The following is an 18,699-nucleotide window of genomic DNA, read 5'->3' as shown; positions in this document are numbered from 1 at the left end:
AACAACCGGTAGCCACTGTGTTTGCAAACCCCTCGAAGCGCCGCTCCCGCGGCTTTGTTCAGAAGGAGAAAACTTCATGAAAATCCGTCCCTTGCATGATCGTGTGATCGTCAAGCGCGTTGAAGCCGAACGCACCACTGCCTCCGGCATCGTGATCCCCGACACCGCCGGCGAGAAGCCGGATCAGGGCGAAGTCCTCGCCGTGGGCAACGGCAAGATCCTGGATGATGGCAAGGTGCGTCCGATGGCCGTCAAGGTCGGCGACCGCGTGCTGTTCGGCAAGTATGCCGGCCAGACCGTCAAGGTCGAAGGCGAAGAACTGCTCGTGATGCGCGAAGAAGACATCATGGGCGTGATCGAGTCCTGATCGCCCCTTTTCCCGATTCAGAAATCACTGGAGATTGAACGATGACTGCTAAAGAAGTTCTGTTTGGCGATTCCGCCCGTCAGCGCATGGTGCGCGGCGTCAACATCCTGGCCGACGCCGTCAAGGTCACCCTCGGTCCCAAGGGCCGCAACGTCGTGCTCGAGCGCTCCTTCGGTGCACCCACCGTCACCAAGGACGGCGTCTCGGTTGCCAAGGAAATCGAGCTGAAGGACAAGTTCGAGAACATGGGCGCCCAGATGGTCAAGGAAGTCGCTTCCAAGACCTCGGATGTCGCTGGGGATGGCACCACCACCGCGACCGTGCTGGCGCAATCGATCGTCCGCGAGGGCATGAAGTTTGTCGCCGCGGGCATGAACCCGATGGATCTGAAGCGTGGCATCGACAAGGCCGTCGCTGCGATCGTCGAGGAGCTGAAGAAGATTTCCAAGCCCTGCACGACCAGCAAGGAGATCGCCCAGGTCGGCGCCATCTCCGCGAACTCCGACGCCGATGTCGGCCAGATCATCGCCGACGCGATGGACAAGGTGGGCAAGGAAGGCGTGATCACCGTCGAGGACGGCAAGTCGCTGCAGAACGAGCTGGAAGTCGTCGAAGGCATGCAGTTCGACCGCGGCTATCTGTCACCCTATTTCATCAACAACCCGGACAAGCAGATCGCCGTCCTGGAGAACCCCTACATCCTCCTGCACGACAAGAAGATCTCCAACATCCGCGACCTGCTGCCGGTGCTGGAGCAAGTCGCCAAGGCCAGCCGGCCGCTCTTGATCATTGCCGAGGACGTCGAAGGCGAAGCGCTCGCCACTCTGGTGGTCAACAACCTGCGCGGCATCCTCAAGACCGTCGCCGTCAAGGCGCCGGGCTTCGGTGACCGCCGCAAGGCCATGCTCGAAGACATTGCCATCCTCACCGGCGGCACGGTGATCGCCGAGGAAGTGGGGCTCACGCTCGAGAAGGCCACGCTGAAAGACCTCGGTCAGGCCAAGCGCGTCGAAGTGGCGAAAGAAAACACCACCATCATCGATGGCGCCGGCTCCGAAGACGCGATCAAGGCACGCGTCGCCCAGATCCGCGTGCAGATCGAGGAAGCCACCTCCGACTACGACAAGGAAAAGCTGCAGGAGCGCGTCGCCAAGCTCGCCGGCGGTGTGGCGCTGATCAAGGTCGGTGCCGCCACCGAAGTCGAGATGAAGGAGAAGAAGGCCCGCGTCGAAGACGCGCTGCACGCCACCCGTGCGGCGGTCGAAGAAGGCATCGTCCCGGGTGGTGGCGTGGCGCTGCTGCGCGCCCGTGCCGCCGTCAATGTCAAGGGCGACAACCACGACCAGGATGCCGGCATCAAGATCGTCATGCGCGCCCTCGAACAGCCGATCCGCGAGATCGTCGCCAACGCCGGTGACGAGCCTTCCGTGGTCGTCAACAAGGTCGTCGAAGGCAAGGGCAATTTCGGCTACAACGCGGCCACCGGTGAATACGGCGACATGGTGGCGATGGGCGTGCTCGACCCGACCAAGGTCACCCGCACCGCGCTGCAGAACGCCGCTTCGGTGGCCGGTCTGATGCTCACCACCGACTGCATGGTGGCCGAGCTGGTCGAAGAGAAACCCGCTGCGCCGGCCGGTGGCATGGGCGGCATGGGCGGCATGGACATGATGTAATCCGCAAAAGCGGACTGACATCGGTTCAAAACGATGCCCCGCAGGGGAAACCCTGCGGGGCATCGTTGTTTTAACCCAGATTGTCCATTAGACCGGGCTGTTTCGCCATAGGCACATGCGAAACGGTCATTTCATCGCCCTACACGGCGGGTATCGGGCTGCGGGCGGCATCTTCGCGCCCCCGCTCCTCGCCAATAGACACGGTTATTGGCTCGTCGCGGGAACGCAAACCTGCTCGCCCTCGCCTGCGCTACCCGCTCGTGTTCCAATGGACAATCTGGGTTTAAGCGTTAGATTATTCCTTGCGCTGACGGCCACCCAACCAATGTGCTTGCCGGCTGAGGATGAAGTCGAAGATGATCTTCATCCAGATCGTCGACCCTGCGATCGCCGACCAGGTGTCATAGGCGAGCGAGCCGGTGACGATGCCGAGGATGACGAAGATCAGAATCGCCGCGGCGACGAGATTGATCGCCGCCGCCCAAGGGGCATATTTCTCCGGATGGGGCGGTGGCTCGCCGCGTTTCAAGGCGACTTCGGAGAAGTCGCGCCGCACGATGATGATCCAGGCACGGCGCAGCCAGTAATAGGTGATCGGGAACAGCGCAAGAAACAAAATCCACGTCATCGCGACGCCGATATCGAAAACCATGGTGGACTCCAAACAAAAAGCCCCGCCAGTTTAATCCGGCGGGGCCAGTGAGCAACCCGACCGTGGCCGGGTTGAGTGCGGTTACCGCTTAGTGGGCGTGGGCGCCATCCACGGCCTTCGAACCGCGCGGAATACGCACGTTCTCGACCATGTGCTGGATGTGCTCCGGCGGCTCCTTGGTCATCTTGTCGACCACGAAGGCGACGATGAAGTTCACCACCGCGCCGACGGCGCCGAAGGCTTCCGGCGTGATGCCGAAGAAGCTGTTGGCGCCACCGATCAGGTTCAGATACTCGGTGCCCTTGATGAAGAAGATGCCCTTGTGCGCGAACACGTAGAACAGCGTGACGAACAGACCCGCCAGCATGCCGGCCATCGCGCCTTCCTTGTTCATCTTCTTCGAGAAGATGCCCATCATGATCGCCGGGAACAGCGACGAGGCCGCGATACCGAAAGCCAGGGCCACGGTGCCGGCGGCGAAGCCCGGCGGGTTGAGGCCCAGGTAGCCGGCGACGACGATCGAGCAGGCCATCGCGATCTTGCCCGCCAACAGTTCGCCCCGTTCGCTGATGTTCGGCGCGAAGACGCCCTTCACCAGGTCATGGGAAATTGCGGCGGAGATCGCCATCAACAGGCCCGCAGCGGTCGACAGCGCGGCGGCGAGACCACCGGCGGCGACCAGCGCGATCACCCAGTTGGGCAACAGTGCGATTTCCGGGTTGGCGAGCACGATGATGTCGGCGTTGACCGTCAGCTCGTTGCCCTTCCAGCCGGCGGCTTCGAACTTGGCCTTGGCGGCTTCGTTCTTGGTCTTGTCGTTGTAGTACTGGATGCGGCCGTCGCCGTTCTTGTCTTCGAACTTGAGCAGACCGGTCTTTTCCCAACGCTTCATCCAGTCGGGACGCTCCTCATACTTGAGGCTCGCTTCCGGCGCGAACGGGTCGGCATTGGCTTTCACCTTCGCCGGGTCGATCTTGAGGCCGCCCGCCGGGTCGCTTTGCACGCCGACGGCGTTATTGACCGTGCCGTGCAGGTTCAGACGCGCCATCGCCGCGACCGCCGGAGCGGTGGTGTAGAGGATGGCGATGAACACCAGCGCCCAGCCCGCCGAGGAGCGCGCGGCGGCGACGTTGGGCACCGTGAAGAAGCGCATGATCACGTGGGGAAGGCCCGCGGTACCGATCATCAGCGACATCGTGTAGACGAACATGTTGAGCGTGCTGCCGGCCGTCGTCGTCGTGTATTTGCCGAAGCCCAGATCGGTGATCACCTGGTCGAGCCGGGCGAGCAGCGAAACGTCGGTGCCGTTGATGTTCGCGCCCAGACCCAGTTGCGGGATCGGCACGCCGGTGAGCGCGATCGAGATGAAGATCGCGGGAATCACATAGGCGAAGATCAGCACGATGTATTGCGCCACCTGCGTGTAGGTGATGCCCTTCATGCCGCCGAACACCGCATAGGTGAACACGATCGCCATACCGACGTAGATGCCCATGTCGCTCGATACGCCGAGGAAGCGCGAGAAGGCGACGCCGACGCCGGTCATCTGGCCGATGATGTAAGTCAGCGAGGCCACCAGCAGGCACAGAACCGCCACCGTCGAGGCCGACTTCGAGTAGAAGCGGTCGCCGATGAACTGCGGCACGGTGAATTTGCCGAACTTGCGCAGGTAGGGAGCGAGCAGGCAGGCGAGCAGCACATAACCGCCGGTCCAGCCCATCAGGAACAGGCCGCCGCCGTAACCCATGTTGGAGATCAGGCCGGCCATCGAGATGAAGGAGGCTGCACTCATCCAGTCTGCCGCGGTCGCCATGCCGTTCAACACCGGATGCACGCCGCCCCCGGCGGCGTAATACTCGCTGGTGGAGCCGGCGCGCGACCAGATCGCGATGCCGATGTAGAGGGCGAAGGAGGCGCCCACGACGAGGTAAATGGTGGTTTGCAGATCCATGGGGTCGGCTCCTTCAGTCTTCGTGAACGTCGAATTCGCGGTCGATGTCGCCCATCTTCTTCGCGTACCAGAAGATCAGCGCGATGAAGACGTAGATCGAACCCTGATGGGCGAACCAGAAGCCGAGCGGATAGCCGCCGAGATGGATGCCGTTGAGCAGATCGGCGAACAGGATGCCGGCGCCGAAAGAAACCAGGAACCAGATCACCAATACCTTGGTGATCAGGCCCAGGGTGGCTTTCCAGTAGCCTTGGGCGTCGTGTTTGTATTGCATGAAGTCCTCCTTTTGTAGGAATGGATAACGCGTCAAACCCTACTTTGACGTGGCGGGGATTGTCTGCCCGCTTGCTTACCCAGACCTTACAGGCAAGACTGCACTGGCTATGGCCAAAGTAAGCTCGACGGGTATCGCCTCACAAACCCGGAGTGGTTCGCAAAGCCGAAGCTGACGGAAATGGGCACGCCCCGTCGGGCGCCGACTCGCCTTTCAAAGTCGGCGCTGGTGGGACGGCATCCCCTCGGGGTCAAAGGCGGTAGTCGAGCTGAATGCGCCCTTGTAATTTCTTCGCCTGTTTGAGCGCCTCCCTGAGGATCAGGCGGTCGAGCTCATTGAGCTGATCGGGATCGACGCGGTTGGCGAGTCCCGCCGGCGATCCTTCCTGCTGCACGCGCAGCCGCAGCTGCTGGATGAAGTAGAAGCCGCGCAGCATGGCCTCGACGTCTTCGCCGCCGAGCTTGTTCGCCGCGGCGGCGGCGCGCAGCCGTTCGGCGGTGCTGGTGGCGTCGATGCCATTGGCCAGCGCCAGGATGCGCGCGACATCGACGAACAACCGCGTGCCGCTGCCTTTGAGATCGATGGTGTGGGGAAATTGCTTGTGGTCGTCGAAGCTGAAATCGCGGATCATCCCCAGCGGCGGACGCACACGCAGCGCGTTTTCGGCCATGAAGCGCAAAAACAGCGTCGCACCGGGAATGTGCTGCCGCAGCCAGTCGCGCAAGCGTTCCGCCAGCTCCTCCGCGCCGAAGATCGGGCGGAAGTCGAAATAGATCGTCGCATCGAGCAGCGCCTGTGGCGTCGAGGAACGCAGCCAGCTGGCGAAGCGCTGTTGCCATTCCTCGACCGACAGGCACAGTTGCGGGTTGCTGGCCATCACGTTGCCCTTGCACAGCGGAAAGCCGCAGGCATCGAGGCGCTGGTTGACTTCCCGCGCAAAGGGCAGCAAGGCCTGACGGATCGTCTCTTCTTCGCCCAATGGAGCGGCGAAGACAATGCCGTTGTCCTGGTCGGTGGCGAGCGTCTGCTCATAGCGGCCTTCCGAGCCGAAGGCGAGCCAGCACCAGGGCACGCGCGGCAAGCTGAATTCCTCGGCGGTGAGCTCGATCAGGCGCATGGTGAGGTGATCGTTGAGCGTCGAGATCATTTGTGTCAGTTGCTCGGCAGCCCCTCCCTCGGCCAGCGTGCGGCTCGCCAGACGGCGGATGTCGTCGGCGGCGGCGATCAGCGAAGCCAAATCGCGGGCGCTGCGGATCGCGCCGGAGATCGCCTTGCCGCCGCCGCTTTGCAGCTCGTAGATGTCTTCCTGCGAGACCACGCCTTTGAGCTTGCCGGCGGCATCGACGACGATCACGTGGTGGATGCCGTGGCGCGCCATGACCAGCGCCGCCTGATAGACCGTGGCGCGCCAGTTGAGCATCTGCAGACCCGAATCGCTCATCAGGCTCATGATCAGCTGGTCCAGATCGCAGGACTTCGCCGCCACCTTGTGCAAGAGATCGCGCAGCGTGAAGATGCCGAGCGGGCGGCCGCTTTCCGGCTCGATGACGATGATCGACCCCACACGGTTCTCTGACATCGCCAAGACGGCGTCACGCAGCGTGGTCTCGGGCGTGGCGGTGACGGGGGCGCGCTTGATCAGCGCAGCGAGCGGGCTGTGTAGGGTAGGGCGGGCGGGCATGGCGTGTGCTTTTGTTGCGTTGCGGTAACACCCAATGATAGCGCCTGCCATTCCAGCGGCGATAAAATCAGCCTCGTCATGAGAATCCTCATCGCCGAAGACGACCCGATGATCGCGGACGGGCTGGTGCGGGCCTTGCGTAAATCCGGCTACGCCGTCGATCATGTCGGCGACGGTGCGGCGGCCGACACCGCACTGGCGAGCCAGCCCTATGATCTGTTGATCCTCGATCTGGGGCTGCCGCGCCTGTCGGGCATCGAGGTGCTGCGGCGCCTGCGTGCGCGCAAGAATGCGCTGCCGGTGCTGATCCTGACGGCCCAGGACGGGCTCGAGGATCGCGTGCGGGGGCTGGATGCCGGGGCCGACGATTATCTGACCAAGCCCTTCGCCCTGCCCGAGCTCGAAGCCCGCGTGCGCGCGCTGACGCGCCGCGGCACGGCGCAATCGAAAGTGCTGGAGTTTGGCTGTCTCACGTTCGACCAGAGCGAGCGCGTCGCACGCTGCAACGGTCATCTGCTCGATCTTTCGGCGCGCGAGCTGGCCGTGCTGGAAATTCTCATGCTGCGCATTGGGCGGCTGGTCGGCAAGGATCAGTTGGTCGATCATCTGTGCGGCTGGGGAGAGGAGGTGAGCACCAACGCGATCGAGGTCTATATCCACCGGCTGCGCAAGAAACTCGAACCCGAAGGCATCCGTATCGCCACGGTGCGGGGCTTGGGTTATTGCCTCGACAAGCCGCGAGGAGAAGCGGTTGGCAGTGCCTGACTCGCCGCCCGCCGAAAAGCCGCGTCGCCCCTCGGTTTTCAGCGACCCCCATCCGGCACCCAACTCGCTGTTCGGGGAAATCCTCGACTGGATGCTGGCGCCTCTGCTGCTGGTTTGGCCGTTTTCGATCACGGTCACCTACCAGGTCGCCGTGGAGATCGTCGATCAGGTGTATGACCGCGTGCTGGTCGAGCATCTCGGTCGTGCCTTGAGCGGGGTGAGGGTGACGGCCGCGGGCGTCGAGGTAACCTTGCCACCGGCCCAGCCGGCAAAGACCGATGATAGTGAGAGCGACAGCCAGTTCTATCAGGTGGCGCTGGCCGAAGGTGAGCTGATCGCCGGCGAAGCGGACCTGCCGCCACTCAAAGGCGGCGATGTGCGCACCTTAGGCAAAACGCATTTTCGTGACGGCCAGATTCAGGGTGAGCCGGTGCGTATCGCCTACCAGTTACTGCCTTCTCCGGACGATGCGCGGCCGATCCTCGTCCAGGCCGCAGAAACACGCAACCAGCGCAAAGCCCTGACCTCACAGATCATCTCCAGCGTGCTGCTGCCACAGTTCGCGATCATTCCGCTCGCCGTGGTGCTGGTCTGGCTCGGCCTCACGCGCGGCCTGGCGCCGCTCACGCGCCTGCAGGAGCGCATCCGCAGCCGGCGCCCGGACGATCTGTCGCCCATCGATCTTTCCACCGTGCCGGAGGAACTGCAGCCGATGATCAGTGCGTTCAACCAGATGATGGCGCGGCTGGAGGACAACCTCGCTGCCCAACAGCGTTTCATCGCCGCTGCTGCACACCAACTCAAGACGCCGCTCACTGGTCTCAAGACGCAAACCGAGCTGGCTTTACGCGAGACGGATGCCAGCCAGCTCAAGGAATATCTGCGCCGCATCGCTGCCGGGGTGGAGCGCGCCAGCCGTATGACCTATCAACTTCTGAATCTTGCGCGCGCGGAAGCGAGTCATGACGTCAAGCAGCCGATGGTGCGTATCGATTTGGAGTCGCTGGTGCGTGAAGTCACGATCCGTTACGTGCCGCGGGCGCTGGAGCGAAACATCGATCTGGGTTTTGAAATACAGGCGAAGGATCAGCCCATGCCTTGGGTGAGCGGGGTGCGCGTGCTGCTGGCGGAAATGATCGACAATCTGATCGACAACGCGATCAAATACACCCCGGTCGGTGGCACGGTCACGGTGCGTCTGATCGCCGCGGCGCAACCCGTGCTCGAAATCGAGGATACCGGCATCGGTATTCCTGTCGAGGAACGGGAGCGGATCTTCGAACGTTTCTATCGCACGCTGGGCACCGATGCCGAAGGGAGCGGCCTGGGGCTCGCCATCGTGCGCGAGATCGCCGATCTGCACCACATCCAGATCGAGATCGGTGACAATCCGGCTGGCTCGGGTTCGCTGTTCCGGCTTACTTTTCCAGCCACCCTGACATCAGGAGGATGAGACCTTGCGGCTGACGGAAAAGCACCATGAATACTGGCGCAAAAATTTGCAGATCACCGTGATCCTGCTGGCGATCTGGTTCATCGTCACCTTCGTCGTCAGCTGGTTCGCGCGCGAGCTCAATACCCTCGAAATCCTTGGCCCGCTGGGTTTCTACATGGGCGCGCAAGGCGCGCTGATCGTCTATGTGTTGATCATCTGGTATTACGCCAGGTACATGAACCGGCTCGATGAGGAATATGGCGTCCAGGAAGGAGGGGACGAGTGATGGCGGGTGCGGCGCAAAGCAAGGCTTTCTTCCAGCAGCTGAAACGCTATTACACGTTCTACACCGGCGGCTTCATCGGCTTCATCGTCTTCATCGCCATCCTCGAACAGCTGGGGCTGCCGAACAGGATCCTCGGCTACCTGTTCCTGTTCGCGACGATCCTGCTCTATGCCGGCATCGGCTTCATGTCGAAGACGGCCGAGGTATCGGAATACTACGTCGCGGGCCGTCGTGTGCCGGCGATCTTCAACGGCATGGCGACCGGCGCCGACTGGATGTCCGCCGCCTCCTTCATCGGGATGGCCGGCACCCTGTATGCCACCGGCTATGATGGTCTCGCTTTCGTGATGGGCTGGACCGGCGGCTACTGTCTGGTGGCGTTGTTCCTGGCGCCCTATCTGCGCAAGTTTGGGCAATACACCATTCCCGACTTCCTCGGCGCACGCTATGGCGGCAACATCCCGCGCCTGATCGGCGTGATCGCGGCGATCATCTGCTCCTTCACCTATGTGATCGCACAGATCTATGGTGTCGGCATCATCACCAGCCGCTTCACCGGCCTCGAGTTTGCCATCGGCGTGTTCGTGGGGCTCGCAGGCATCCTGGTGTGCTCGTTTCTCGGCGGCATGAAGGCGGTGACCTGGACGCAGGTGGCGCAGTACATCATCCTGATCGTCGCCTACTTGATTCCGGTGCTCTGGCTGTCGGTGAAACACACCGGTTTGCCGATCCCGCAGATCACCGCCTACACCACGGCGCTGCCGAAGGTCACTGCGTTGGAGAAAGAGTTCAACGACAAAAAAACGCCCAAGGGCGCGGCAGAGGAATCGGTGCGGGCGATCTTTCGCGAGCACGCCGCGGCGGCGGCTGCGAGACTCAAGGCCCTGGAATCCGGCGGCGCAACTTATCTCGCCGCTGAGAAAGTCAAGCTCGAAGCGAGGTTGGCCGAACTGAAGGCGGCAAACCCGCCTGACGCCAAGGCCATCGAGGCCGCCGCAAAGGCGCTGAAAGGGTTCCCGGTCGGGGTTGACGCCGCCCGAAAGAAATGGACGGCAGAAAAAGCGGCGGCCGAGGCGAAGGCATCATCCGTCAAGCCCCATGCCGAACCTTTTGCTGCCGAAAACGAACATGCACGTGACGTGGCGAAGAAAAACTTCCTGGCGCTGATCTTCTGTCTGATGGTCGGCACCGCCGCGCTGCCGCACATCCTGGTGCGTTACTACACCACGCCATCGGTGAGGGAAGCGCGCGTCTCGGTGTTCTGGTCGCTGTTCTTCATCTCCCTGCTCTATTTCACCGCCCCGGCGCTGGCGATCCTCGTCAAATACGAGGTGTATCAGAACGTCGTGGGCACGTCCTTCTCGTCGCTGCCGGCCTGGGTGTCGAACTGGGCAGCGGTGGACAAGACCTTGATGGCGATTACCGACATCAACAAGGACGGCATCGTGCAGTTGGCCGAAATCACCCTCGGCAACGACCTCGTCGTGCTGGCCACCCCTGAAATCGCCGGCCTGCCTTATGTCATCTCGGGTCTCGTCGCGGCTGGCGGCCTGGCTGCGGCGCTGTCGACCGCCGACGGCCTGCTGCTCACCATCGCCAACGCGCTGTCGCACGATCTCTACTACAAGATGATCGACCCGAATGCCCCGACGGTGAGGCGTCTGGCCGTCTCCAAGGGCTTGTTGCTGATCGTCGCGGTGCTCGCCGCCTATGTGACGAGCTTGAAACCGGGCGACATCCTGTTCCTCGTCGGCGCGGCTTTCTCGCTCGCGGCCTCGGCCTTCTTCCCAGCCCTGGTCTGCGGCATCTTCTGGCGGCGCGCGAACAAGTCCGGCGCAATCCTCGGCATGCTCTCCGGTCTGGGTATCTGCATGTACTACATGTATCAGACTTATCCGTTCTTTGGCGTCAATGCGCCGAAGTGGTGGGACATCGAGCCGATCGCGGCGGGTATTTTCGGCATTCCCGCCGGTTTCATCGGCATCATCGTCGGCTCGCTGATCTCTCCGGCGCCCGCCAAGGAAGTCCAGAAACTGGTCGACCACGTGCGCTATCCGAACCTGGAGGGTGACATCGACATTCGCGCGGTTTGATGGCGCGTTGCAGAGGAGGCGGCCAGATCCGTCATGGAATACTTGGAACTATGGCTGCTGGGCATCTTGCGTGCCCTCATCGAAGTGGCGATGTTCTTCCTCCTCGGCCAGGGTTTGCTGGCCCTGCTGGCGGGCAAAAAACGCCATGACAACGGCGTTTATAAGCTTTTCGTGCTCATCACCTCGCCGGTGATCAAGCTCGTCCGCTTCATCGCTCCGCCACAGATCATCGACCGGCACCTGCCGTTCGTTGCCTTCTTCGTCCTGTTCTGGGCATGGATCGGTCTTGCTTGGTTGAAAAAGACCTACTGCGAGGCGCATTTGCTGCAATGCTTCTGACACAATGAGGCGAGAATTTTTTTGACTGAACGGTGTGTCCTGCCTATAATCCGCGCTTTGATTTCGCAGCGGCAAGGTTGCGGCGTAGGGTAACGTGAGCGAAGCGAACGTTGGCCGAAACCAAAATCCGCAAGCTGCGGCAAGACATAGAGGCCAGGTAGCTCAGTTGGTAGAGCAGCGGACTGAAAATCCGCGTGTCGGCAGTTCGATTCTGCCCCTGGCCACCAATACACAAAGGTCAACAGTTCGCTGTTGGCCTTTTTTCTTGCGCGCTCCCGCGTGTTCGCGGGGACTCCTGCGGATTCCTGCGGACTTCCTTCCTCCGGTCGTCTCGCCCATCTCGGCCCCATTTCGCTCTCTCCTGGCCATTCTTCTCTCCAGCCTCGCTCGCCGGCTAAGGGCCGAAGTCCGCAGAGGCCGCAACGTGGACCTATACAGATCAATGGGTTACGTGCTGACGAATCAAACGGTTGGATTGCGGCATCGGCAGGCAAAGGAAACCATGGCCGTTGTGTTTTGTCGGTAGTTCTTGACAGCTACCGACGTTTCGCAACATTATGACGACATGGACAGTTCGCACCAGAGCATTCTGGATCTTGCCGCCCAGCGCGGCCTTATTCGCCCACGCGATCTCAATGAGCGTGGGCTGCCCACGATCGCCCTCACGCGGCTGGTGCGGCAAGGGCTGCTCCAGCGCGTGGGACGGGGCCTGTACGCAATTCCGGACCGGGCCGTCTCGGAACACGGCGCACTCTCCGAGGTGGCACGCAAGCACCCGCAAGCCATCGTCTGCCTGCTGTCGGCACTGCGCCTACATGAACTCACCACACAGTCGCCGTTCGAGGTCTGGCTGGCAATTCCCAACAAGGCACGCGCGCCAAAGATGGACTATCCCCCGCTGCGCATCGTGCGCTTCTCTGGCGCCGCGCTGACGGAGGGGGTCGAGGAGCACCTCATCGATGGTGTGCCGGTGCGCGTGACCAACGTCGCCCGGACCGTGGCTGACTGCTTCAAGTTCCGCAACAAGATCGGCCTCGATGTCGCGCTGGAGGCGCTACAGGAGTCCTGGCGTGCCAAGCGCGTCAGCATGGATGAACTTTGGCGTTTTGCTGCGCTGTGCCGTGTGGCCAATGTGATGCGCCCCTACATGGAAAGCCTGTCATGAACCAGCGCAACATGGCCGCCTCGGTGCGCGCCCGCCTGCTCAACCGCGCCCGCGAGACCCGACAAGACTTCAATCTGATCTTGACCCGCTATGCGCTTGAGCGCCTGCTTTACCGGCTCAGCATCTCCCCCCACGCCGACCAGTTCCTGCTGAAAGGTGCGCTGCTGTTCGACTTGTGGTTCGACATCCCGCATCGTCCGACACGCGACGCCGATCTGCTGGGCTTCGGCTCGGCCGAGATCCCGCATGTCGAGGCGGCGTTTCGGGACATCTGTACGGTGGAACTGGACGACGGCATACGCTTCCAGCCTGACTCGGTACACGCGGAGGAGATCCGCAAGGAAGCCAACTACTCCGGTGTCCGGGTCACGCTGATCGGCCTGTTGGACGGTGCCCGATGCCACGTGCAGGTCGACGTGGGTTTCGGCGACGCCGTGACGCCCGGCCCCGAGGCCGTCGACTACCCGGTAATGCTGCCGGACATGCCAGCCCCGAAGCTGCGCGCCTACCCCCGCTACACGGTTGTCGCCGAGAAGCTGGAGGCACTGGTGTCGCTCGGCATCGCCAACAGCCGCATGAAGGATTACTTCGATCTCTGGATCTTGTCGCGCTACACCGACTTCGACGGCGCGCTCCTGTGCAAGGCGATCCACGCCACCTTCGAGCGCCGCAGGACACCGCTGCCGGATGGCGTCCCTTTCGGATTGAGCGACGAATTCGCGCAGGATCGGCAGAAGCAGACTCAGTGGCAAGCATTCTTGAGGAAGAATGCCTTGGACGAGCTTCAGCTTTCCGAGGTCGTTGCCGGTCTGCGTGCCTTCCTGTCATTCCCGCTGGACGCGCTCCAGCAAGGTGCTGCATTTCCGCAAACATGGCTTGCCGGAAACGGGTGGATGTCGAGCGGCGAGGAATCGGGCCGATGACCTGGAATCCCGATCTGCTCTTGGAGGATTTTCACCGTGTCGCCGGCATGGCTGGCGTCTCGTTGGCGCTTGATGCCATCGCGATCGAGCGGTGCCCTGCGCCGCACGTGCCGCCCAAGACATTACCGCCCGGCACCATGGCGGTGTACGTCTTCTCGTTTGGGCCTCATGTGCTGAAGGTCGGGAAGGTCGGCCCCAACAGCGCTGCTCGCTACACGGCTCAACACTACAACGCCGGCAGCGCGAAGAGCACTCTGGCAGCCTCCTTGATCAAACACGGCGAGCGCATCGGCGTCGCCGGCCTGAACGAAACGAACGTCCCCGGCTGGATCAGGGAGCACACCGATCGGGTGAACTTCATCCTCGATGCGTCGCTCGGTGTCCACGTCCTCAACCTCCTCGAGGCATTTCTGCAGTGCCGCCTCCGGCCTGAGTTCGAGGGATTTGCCAGCCAACGGATCGATCGCGAGGGCGGACAGGCATGAAAGAGGACATCCTCGAACAAATGGTGGACGAGTACCTGCAGCACAAAGGGTACTTCACCCGGCACAACATCAAGTTTCGACCTGCCGGCGATCATGTGGAGTACGACACCCGCCAGGATGCCGTGCATAGCGACATCGACGTGATCGGCATCCATCCGCGACTCGACGGCGCGCGTCGGGTGATGGTCGTGAGCTGCAAGAGCTGGCAGGGTGGCTTTCGTCCCGAATACTGGGTCGATGCGATCGCCAAGAACAAGGTGGTCTCGGGGCGTGAGGCCTGGCGCGGGTTTCGCGAACTGACCAGGGAGAAGTGGGCCGCAGCGTTCAGGACGATGGTCGCCGAACTGACGGGTTCGTCCTCGTTCACCTACATCACGGCCGTCACGAAAGTCGTGGGCAGCCGAGCGGCGTGGCAGGACAACGCGACGTTCCGCGAGAATCTCGGCGGCAACCCCATCGAGATACTGACCTTCGGCGACATGCTGAAAGAACTCTTTCCGTCCATCGACACGACTCCGGCCTCATCGGAAGTTGGACGGGTTCTGCAGCTGATCAAGGCGTCAGGCTGGTCTCTCGACAAGTAATCCAACCCGAAGGATGCACGTGCGACGGTAATCAGGGATTGATGATGGCCCGCTGCTCGTCCCATAGCAGTGGCGTCCCCGACGCCAGATCGAACAGGGTCACCTCCGGCGGCAACGTTTCGTCGAGGATCGCAGCCACGATGTCCGGCGCAAGGGTAGTGAGGTTCACCATCCGGCTCACATAGGCCCGATCCATCCCCTCGCGCTCGGCCACCTCGGATAGCGTGCGCGCCTCGCCGGACTCCACCATCGCCAGCCAGCGGTGGCCGCGGGCGAGCGCGAGCTGGATCGGCGTCGGCGTGTCATCCCAGGGACGGGGCTGGACAGCGCTGCCGTCCGGAAGGGCCACGGCCTTGCGGCTGCCGCGGCGCTTGATCCGGATCGGCACAGCGATGGTAAGGCTGCCGTCGCTCGCGGTGATCACCTCTGGCTGACCGGTCTTGTCGATCAAGATTTCATTCATGCCACGGCCTCCTCAAGGGTTTCCGGGGCGGGCTCGGGGCGCAGCTCCAGGGCGAGCACCTCGATGCCGTTGGGCCGGAACCGCACCTCGATGTCGTCCGGCGAGACGATCACCTTGTCGATGAGGAGCCGCACGATGCGCTGCTGCTCGGCCGGGAAGAGCTGATCCCAAATCGCATCCAGCCGGGTCATGGCCACCGTGACCTGGGCCTCGTCCAGGGAGGGGTCGAGCCGGGCGGCGCGCTCGGCCACCCCGGCGACCATGGCCGGGGCGCGCAGCACCCGGCGCATCTGCTCCAGCACGGCGGCCTCCAGTTCACCGGCCGGCAGGCGCGGCAGCCCGGAGGCGCCGGCGTGCTCCTTGTTCTCCCGCGTCGGCAGGTAGTAGCGGTAGATACGTCCGTTCTTCTTGCGCGTGGACCAGGGCGTGAGCGCCCGGCCATCGATCCCCACGACGATCCCCTTGAGCAGGAACGGCACCCGGGCGCGGGTGTTGTTGCCTCGCACACGCGAGTTCTGCGCGAGGATCGCCTGGGCGGCATCCCACAGCCTGCGCTCGACGACGGGCGGGTGTTCGCCCGGATACCACTGATCGCGATGGCGGATCTCGCCCAGGTAGACGCGGTTGTTGAGGATCTTGTAGACGAGGCTCTTGTCGATGGGCTTGCCATCGCGCACCCGCCCGTCTTGGGTAGTCCAGGCCTTGGAGGTCACGCCGTCGAGGCGCAGCTCCTTCACGAGCAGGGTCGAGGACCCGAGCTCGACGAAGCGCTGGAAGATGTGGCGGACGATCTTGGCCTCGCGCTCGTTGGGCACCAACCGCCGGTTCTCGACGTCGTAGCCGAGCGGCGGCACGCCACCCATCCACATGCCCTTGCGCTTGCTGGCGGCGATCTTGTCGCGGATGCGCTCGCCGGTAACCTCGCGCTCGAACTGGGCGAAGGAGAGCAGGATGTTGAGCATCAACCGCCCCATCGAGGTGGTGGTGTTGAACTGCTGGGTGACCGAGACGAAGGAGACCCCGTGGCGCTCGAAGACGTCGATCATTCGCGAGAAGTCAGTCAGCGATCGCGTCAGGCGATCGATCTTGTAGACCACCACGATGTCGATCCTGCCGGCCTCGATGTCGGCCAGCAGCCGCTTGAGCGCCGGCCGGTCCATGTTGCCACCGGAGAAGGCGGGATCGTCGTAGTCGTCGGCCACCGGAATCCAGCCCTCCGCGCGCTGGCTGGCGATGTAGGCGTGGCCGGCGTCACGCTGGGCGTCGATGGAGTTGTACTCCTGGTCGAGCCCCTCGTCGGTGGACTTCCGAGTGTAGACGGCGCAGCGCAGGCGGCGCTTCAGGGCTTCGTTCATCGCCGACCTCCCTGCTTCTTCGGATTCTTCGCCTTGGCCGGTGCCTTCACGCCGAAGAAGAGCGGCCCGGACCAGCGGGTGCCGGTGATCTCGCGGGCGATCATGGACAGGCTCGGGTAGCGCCTGCCCTCGAACTCATACTGTCCGTCCTGGGCGACCGTCACCCGGTGCTCGATCCCCTGGTACTCCCGGGTGAGCACGGTGCCGGGCATCAGCCGGATGTCGCGATCGAGCTTGCGCGCCTTGCCGGTCTCCACCAGGGCCTTGATGCGCCGCTTGTTGCGCTCCAAGAGGCTGGGATCGACCTTGCGGAACTCGATCTCTTGCAGCTTGTACGCGATCCGCCGCTCCATGAACTGGCGATTGGGCGTCGGGTTGTCGCTGCCGAAGAGTTCTCGCCAAAGCGCCCTCATTTCCTCTATCGAGAGATCCGGGAGCCCGGCGATCCGGGCGACGACGCTCGGCGGGGTGGGTGGGACGGTGCTTGCCTTCATGGAGCCTCCTCCAAAGTGTTGTTGACGGGGTGGCTATGAAGGCGCTGGTGGCCGGAGAAGCCAAGCTCAAACTCGCTCTCCGCGGGGCCGCCTGCGGACTGGGCGAACACGGCCTCGCGCAGTCGGACGAGGCCGTGGGCCAGCAAGGATGCGGCTTCGCGCCGGCGCTGCTCCGGCGTCATCCGTTCGGGTGGTAGGTGGTTGATCGTGCACATCGGTATCGGTCCTGAACGTCCAACTCGCTTGATGACGAGATTGTCCGGTCAGGCCGTGACCTCGGCCATCAGGGAGTTTCGGGCCGGTACGAAAGGATGCGGAAGGTCGCGACCCCGCTAATACGGATGCTGCCCGTTGCGGATGAAATTTGTGTAGGTGTCGACCAGGAGTTCGTCCTCTTCGTCGTCATTTTTCTCCCAGGGCTCGCGGTCGGGGAGGATGAGCAGCGTGATGACGAGTTCGTACTGATCGGAGACGACACGCATCTCGCGCAGGGACATGTCGGCGGGCTCTTCCTTGAACCATACGCGAGCAGGCAACTCGATTCCCGTTCTTTCATCAGGGTGACGTATCGTCTGCGCCGCCAAGGACGCCTCGGGGACGGGTATCGTCTCCTTTGAGAACCGAAACCTGGCCCTGGTGCGTAGAGCATTGCGACTCGACCAGGACCAATTGATGAAGCCGTCGTTGGAAACGACCAAGACCGCCCGCAGCGGCGTGAACTCGATCCATTGCCGGATGGCCGCCACGAGCGATACCCCATACCGATCCGCGCAAGCGCCGAGCAGATCGATGTCCACCTTGGCCGACTCGACCTGCTTGCGATAATCGTCCAGCGGCATCAACAGCGTCGCCGCGAACTTGTCGGCATCGGCTTCCCGCTGCCGGGCTGTCGAGCCCCAGTCCAACAGATCCTCCGTGCTGCATCGGAAGGCGTCTTCCTCTTTGCGATGCAGCAGGTAATGGCCCAGTTCGTGGGCGATGGTGAAGTTGATGCGTCCGCTCGATTGCACCTGGTCGTTGTAGAGCAGGTACCAGCCCTTTTCCCGTTTGAGCAGCATTCCCTCCAGCTCACCGATGTCACCGCCCCGGATGTGGGCGATCGGATCGGGTTGGCGGGAACTGATGTCCTGAGCGATGAGCTTGACGTCGATCGGGAAACGATCGCGTCCCCACGCCTTGGAGAGAAAGTTGGCCCAAGCACCGGGCGTGGTCGGATTACTTGTCATCGCCTTCTATGATCTTGAGGATGTCGTCCAGCTTCTTCTTGGTTCCCGACGACAGGCCCCGATACTTGCGAAAGAAGGCCTTGTCCTCTTCCGACGGTTCAAGCTCGGTAATCCGGTCGTCCATGAAATATTCGGGCGTCACCTTGAGCACGCCAGCGATTCTCGCGATCTTCTCGGCGGATGGCTTCGGATTGTCCTTGTTCTCCAGCTCCCAGATGTAGCTCTTGCTGGATTCGGTCTGTTCCGCCAGCTGCTCGAGGCTGAGTCCGCGCTGTTTGCGGAGGCCCCGTATCTTTTCTCCCAGCGGGGATGGCATGTGGCACCTCGTTCTCTGAATGGCCTGAAAGTATACCTCTGTACCGAACGATTTGGTATCTGCTTGACAAACCCAGCACAAGCCATCAATAATCCGAATCGTTCGGCACACCGAACGCATAATATCCCTGTCTAGGAGTACTTCTGGGATGTTGCGGCATGCCGGGCAC

The 18,699-nt window shown here is 62.7% G+C and carries 21 protein-coding genes and 1 tRNA gene; 12 read left to right on the top strand and 10 right to left on the bottom strand.

Annotated elements, in window-relative coordinates; all coding sequences use genetic code 11:
* Positions 1–76: 76 nt before the first annotated feature.
* Together groES and groL are read left to right on the top strand one after the other, a co-directional pair.
* Positions 77–367: a co-chaperone GroES gene (groES, locus tag M52SOB_RS09890; protein WP_131111650.1), complete on the top strand. Its 291-nt coding sequence runs from the start codon at positions 77–79 to the stop codon at positions 365–367.
* Positions 368–408: 41 nt separating this feature from the next.
* Positions 409–2,043, top strand: coding sequence for a chaperonin GroEL (gene groL / locus M52SOB_RS09885; RefSeq protein WP_131111649.1), 1,635 nt, complete (start codon positions 409–411; stop codon positions 2,041–2,043).
* A 295-nt stretch (positions 2,044–2,338) separates the two neighbouring features.
* Here groL and M52SOB_RS09880 read toward each other — a convergent pair whose 3' ends face one another.
* The 4 genes from M52SOB_RS09880 to M52SOB_RS09865 form a co-directional block, all read right to left on the bottom strand.
* On the bottom strand, positions 2,339–2,671 hold the full coding sequence (locus M52SOB_RS09880; protein ID WP_284155067.1) for a hypothetical protein: 333 nt from the start codon (positions 2,669–2,671) through the stop codon (positions 2,339–2,341).
* Positions 2,672–2,783: 112 nt separating this feature from the next.
* Complete coding sequence (locus tag M52SOB_RS09875; RefSeq protein ID WP_131111647.1) at positions 2,784–4,646, bottom strand: sodium:solute symporter family protein; 1,863 nt, start codon at positions 4,644–4,646, stop codon at positions 2,784–2,786.
* Between the two features lie 13 nt (positions 4,647–4,659).
* Entirely contained in the window at positions 4,660–4,920 is a 261-nt protein-coding gene (locus tag M52SOB_RS09870; protein ID WP_131111646.1) for a DUF4212 domain-containing protein, read from the bottom strand.
* Positions 4,921–5,170: 250 nt separating this feature from the next.
* Positions 5,171–6,601, bottom strand: coding sequence for a DUF294 nucleotidyltransferase-like domain-containing protein (locus M52SOB_RS09865; protein WP_131111645.1), 1,431 nt, complete (start codon positions 6,599–6,601; stop codon positions 5,171–5,173).
* A gap of 78 nt (positions 6,602–6,679) precedes the next feature.
* On the opposite strand from M52SOB_RS09865, the gene M52SOB_RS09860 reads away from it, so the two are divergent.
* The 10 genes from M52SOB_RS09860 to M52SOB_RS09815 all read left to right on the top strand — a co-directional run bounded on the left by M52SOB_RS09860 (position 6,680) and on the right by M52SOB_RS09815 (position 14,676).
* Complete coding sequence (locus M52SOB_RS09860; protein WP_131111644.1) at positions 6,680–7,366, top strand: response regulator transcription factor; 687 nt, start codon at positions 6,680–6,682, stop codon at positions 7,364–7,366.
* Positions 7,359–8,819, top strand: coding sequence for a sensor histidine kinase (locus M52SOB_RS09855; RefSeq protein ID WP_284155243.1), 1,461 nt, complete (start codon positions 7,359–7,361; stop codon positions 8,817–8,819). Before M52SOB_RS09860 ends, M52SOB_RS09855 begins: the two co-directional genes overlap by 8 nt.
* A gap of 4 nt (positions 8,820–8,823) precedes the next feature.
* Positions 8,824–9,087, top strand: coding sequence for a DUF4212 domain-containing protein (locus M52SOB_RS09850; protein WP_131111643.1), 264 nt, complete (start codon positions 8,824–8,826; stop codon positions 9,085–9,087).
* Entirely contained in the window at positions 9,087–11,180 is a 2,094-nt protein-coding gene (locus M52SOB_RS09845; protein WP_131112508.1) for a sodium:solute symporter family protein, read from the top strand. Before M52SOB_RS09850 ends, M52SOB_RS09845 begins: the two co-directional genes overlap by 1 nt.
* Before the next feature lie 33 nt (positions 11,181–11,213).
* The gene (locus M52SOB_RS09840) at positions 11,214–11,519 is read left to right on the top strand and encodes a hypothetical protein (RefSeq protein ID WP_131111642.1); all 306 of its coding nucleotides are present in this window, start codon (positions 11,214–11,216) and stop codon (positions 11,517–11,519) included.
* Between the two features lie 151 nt (positions 11,520–11,670).
* Positions 11,671–11,746, top strand: a tRNA-Phe gene (locus tag M52SOB_RS09835).
* A gap of 338 nt (positions 11,747–12,084) precedes the next feature.
* Positions 12,085–12,684 (top strand): type IV toxin-antitoxin system AbiEi family antitoxin domain-containing protein, encoded by a 600-nt coding sequence (locus M52SOB_RS09830; protein WP_024892246.1) that lies wholly within the window; start codon positions 12,085–12,087, stop codon positions 12,682–12,684.
* Positions 12,681–13,607 (top strand): nucleotidyl transferase AbiEii/AbiGii toxin family protein, encoded by a 927-nt coding sequence (locus M52SOB_RS09825; RefSeq protein WP_185974921.1) that lies wholly within the window; start codon positions 12,681–12,683, stop codon positions 13,605–13,607. Before M52SOB_RS09830 ends, M52SOB_RS09825 begins: the two co-directional genes overlap by 4 nt.
* Positions 13,604–14,092 carry a hypothetical protein gene (locus M52SOB_RS09820; protein ID WP_024892248.1) on the top strand — a complete coding sequence of 163 codons (489 nt, stop codon included), beginning with the start codon at positions 13,604–13,606 and terminating at the stop codon, positions 14,090–14,092. Before M52SOB_RS09825 ends, M52SOB_RS09820 begins: the two co-directional genes overlap by 4 nt.
* Positions 14,089–14,676 (top strand): NERD domain-containing protein, encoded by a 588-nt coding sequence (locus M52SOB_RS09815; protein ID WP_024892249.1) that lies wholly within the window; start codon positions 14,089–14,091, stop codon positions 14,674–14,676. The genes M52SOB_RS09820 and M52SOB_RS09815 overlap by 4 nt, the downstream gene beginning before the upstream one ends.
* A gap of 31 nt (positions 14,677–14,707) precedes the next feature.
* Here M52SOB_RS09815 and M52SOB_RS09810 read toward each other — a convergent pair whose 3' ends face one another.
* The 6 genes from M52SOB_RS09810 to M52SOB_RS09785 all read right to left on the bottom strand — a co-directional run bounded on the left by M52SOB_RS09810 (position 14,708) and on the right by M52SOB_RS09785 (position 18,530).
* The gene (locus M52SOB_RS09810; protein ID WP_102042175.1) at positions 14,708–15,139 is read right to left on the bottom strand and encodes a hypothetical protein; all 432 of its coding nucleotides are present in this window, start codon (positions 15,137–15,139) and stop codon (positions 14,708–14,710) included.
* A complete protein-coding gene (locus M52SOB_RS09805; RefSeq protein ID WP_072755419.1) occupies positions 15,136–16,494 on the bottom strand; it encodes a recombinase family protein in 1,359 nt (452 codons plus the stop codon). The genes M52SOB_RS09810 and M52SOB_RS09805 overlap by 4 nt, the downstream gene beginning before the upstream one ends.
* On the bottom strand, positions 16,491–16,988 hold the full coding sequence (locus M52SOB_RS09800) for a DUF2924 domain-containing protein (RefSeq protein ID WP_072755420.1): 498 nt from the start codon (positions 16,986–16,988) through the stop codon (positions 16,491–16,493). Before M52SOB_RS09800 ends, M52SOB_RS09805 begins: the two co-directional genes overlap by 4 nt.
* Positions 16,985–17,203 carry a hypothetical protein gene (locus tag M52SOB_RS09795; RefSeq protein ID WP_072755421.1) on the bottom strand — a complete coding sequence of 73 codons (219 nt, stop codon included), beginning with the start codon at positions 17,201–17,203 and terminating at the stop codon, positions 16,985–16,987. Before M52SOB_RS09795 ends, M52SOB_RS09800 begins: the two co-directional genes overlap by 4 nt.
* A gap of 117 nt (positions 17,204–17,320) precedes the next feature.
* Entirely contained in the window at positions 17,321–18,214 is an 894-nt protein-coding gene (locus tag M52SOB_RS09790; RefSeq protein WP_102042176.1) for an ImmA/IrrE family metallo-endopeptidase, read from the bottom strand.
* Complete coding sequence (locus tag M52SOB_RS09785; RefSeq protein ID WP_102042177.1) at positions 18,204–18,530, bottom strand: helix-turn-helix domain-containing protein; 327 nt, start codon at positions 18,528–18,530, stop codon at positions 18,204–18,206. Before M52SOB_RS09785 ends, M52SOB_RS09790 begins: the two co-directional genes overlap by 11 nt.
* Between the last annotated feature and the right edge of the window lie 169 nt (positions 18,531–18,699).

This window comes from Sulfuricystis thermophila (assembly GCF_004323595.1).
In the GTDB taxonomy this organism is placed as follows: Bacteria; Pseudomonadota; Gammaproteobacteria; order Burkholderiales; family Rhodocyclaceae; genus Sulfuricystis; species Sulfuricystis thermophila.
The sequence above is the reverse complement of the archived record's forward strand: the minus strand, read 5'-3'. Positions and strand labels throughout refer to the sequence as shown.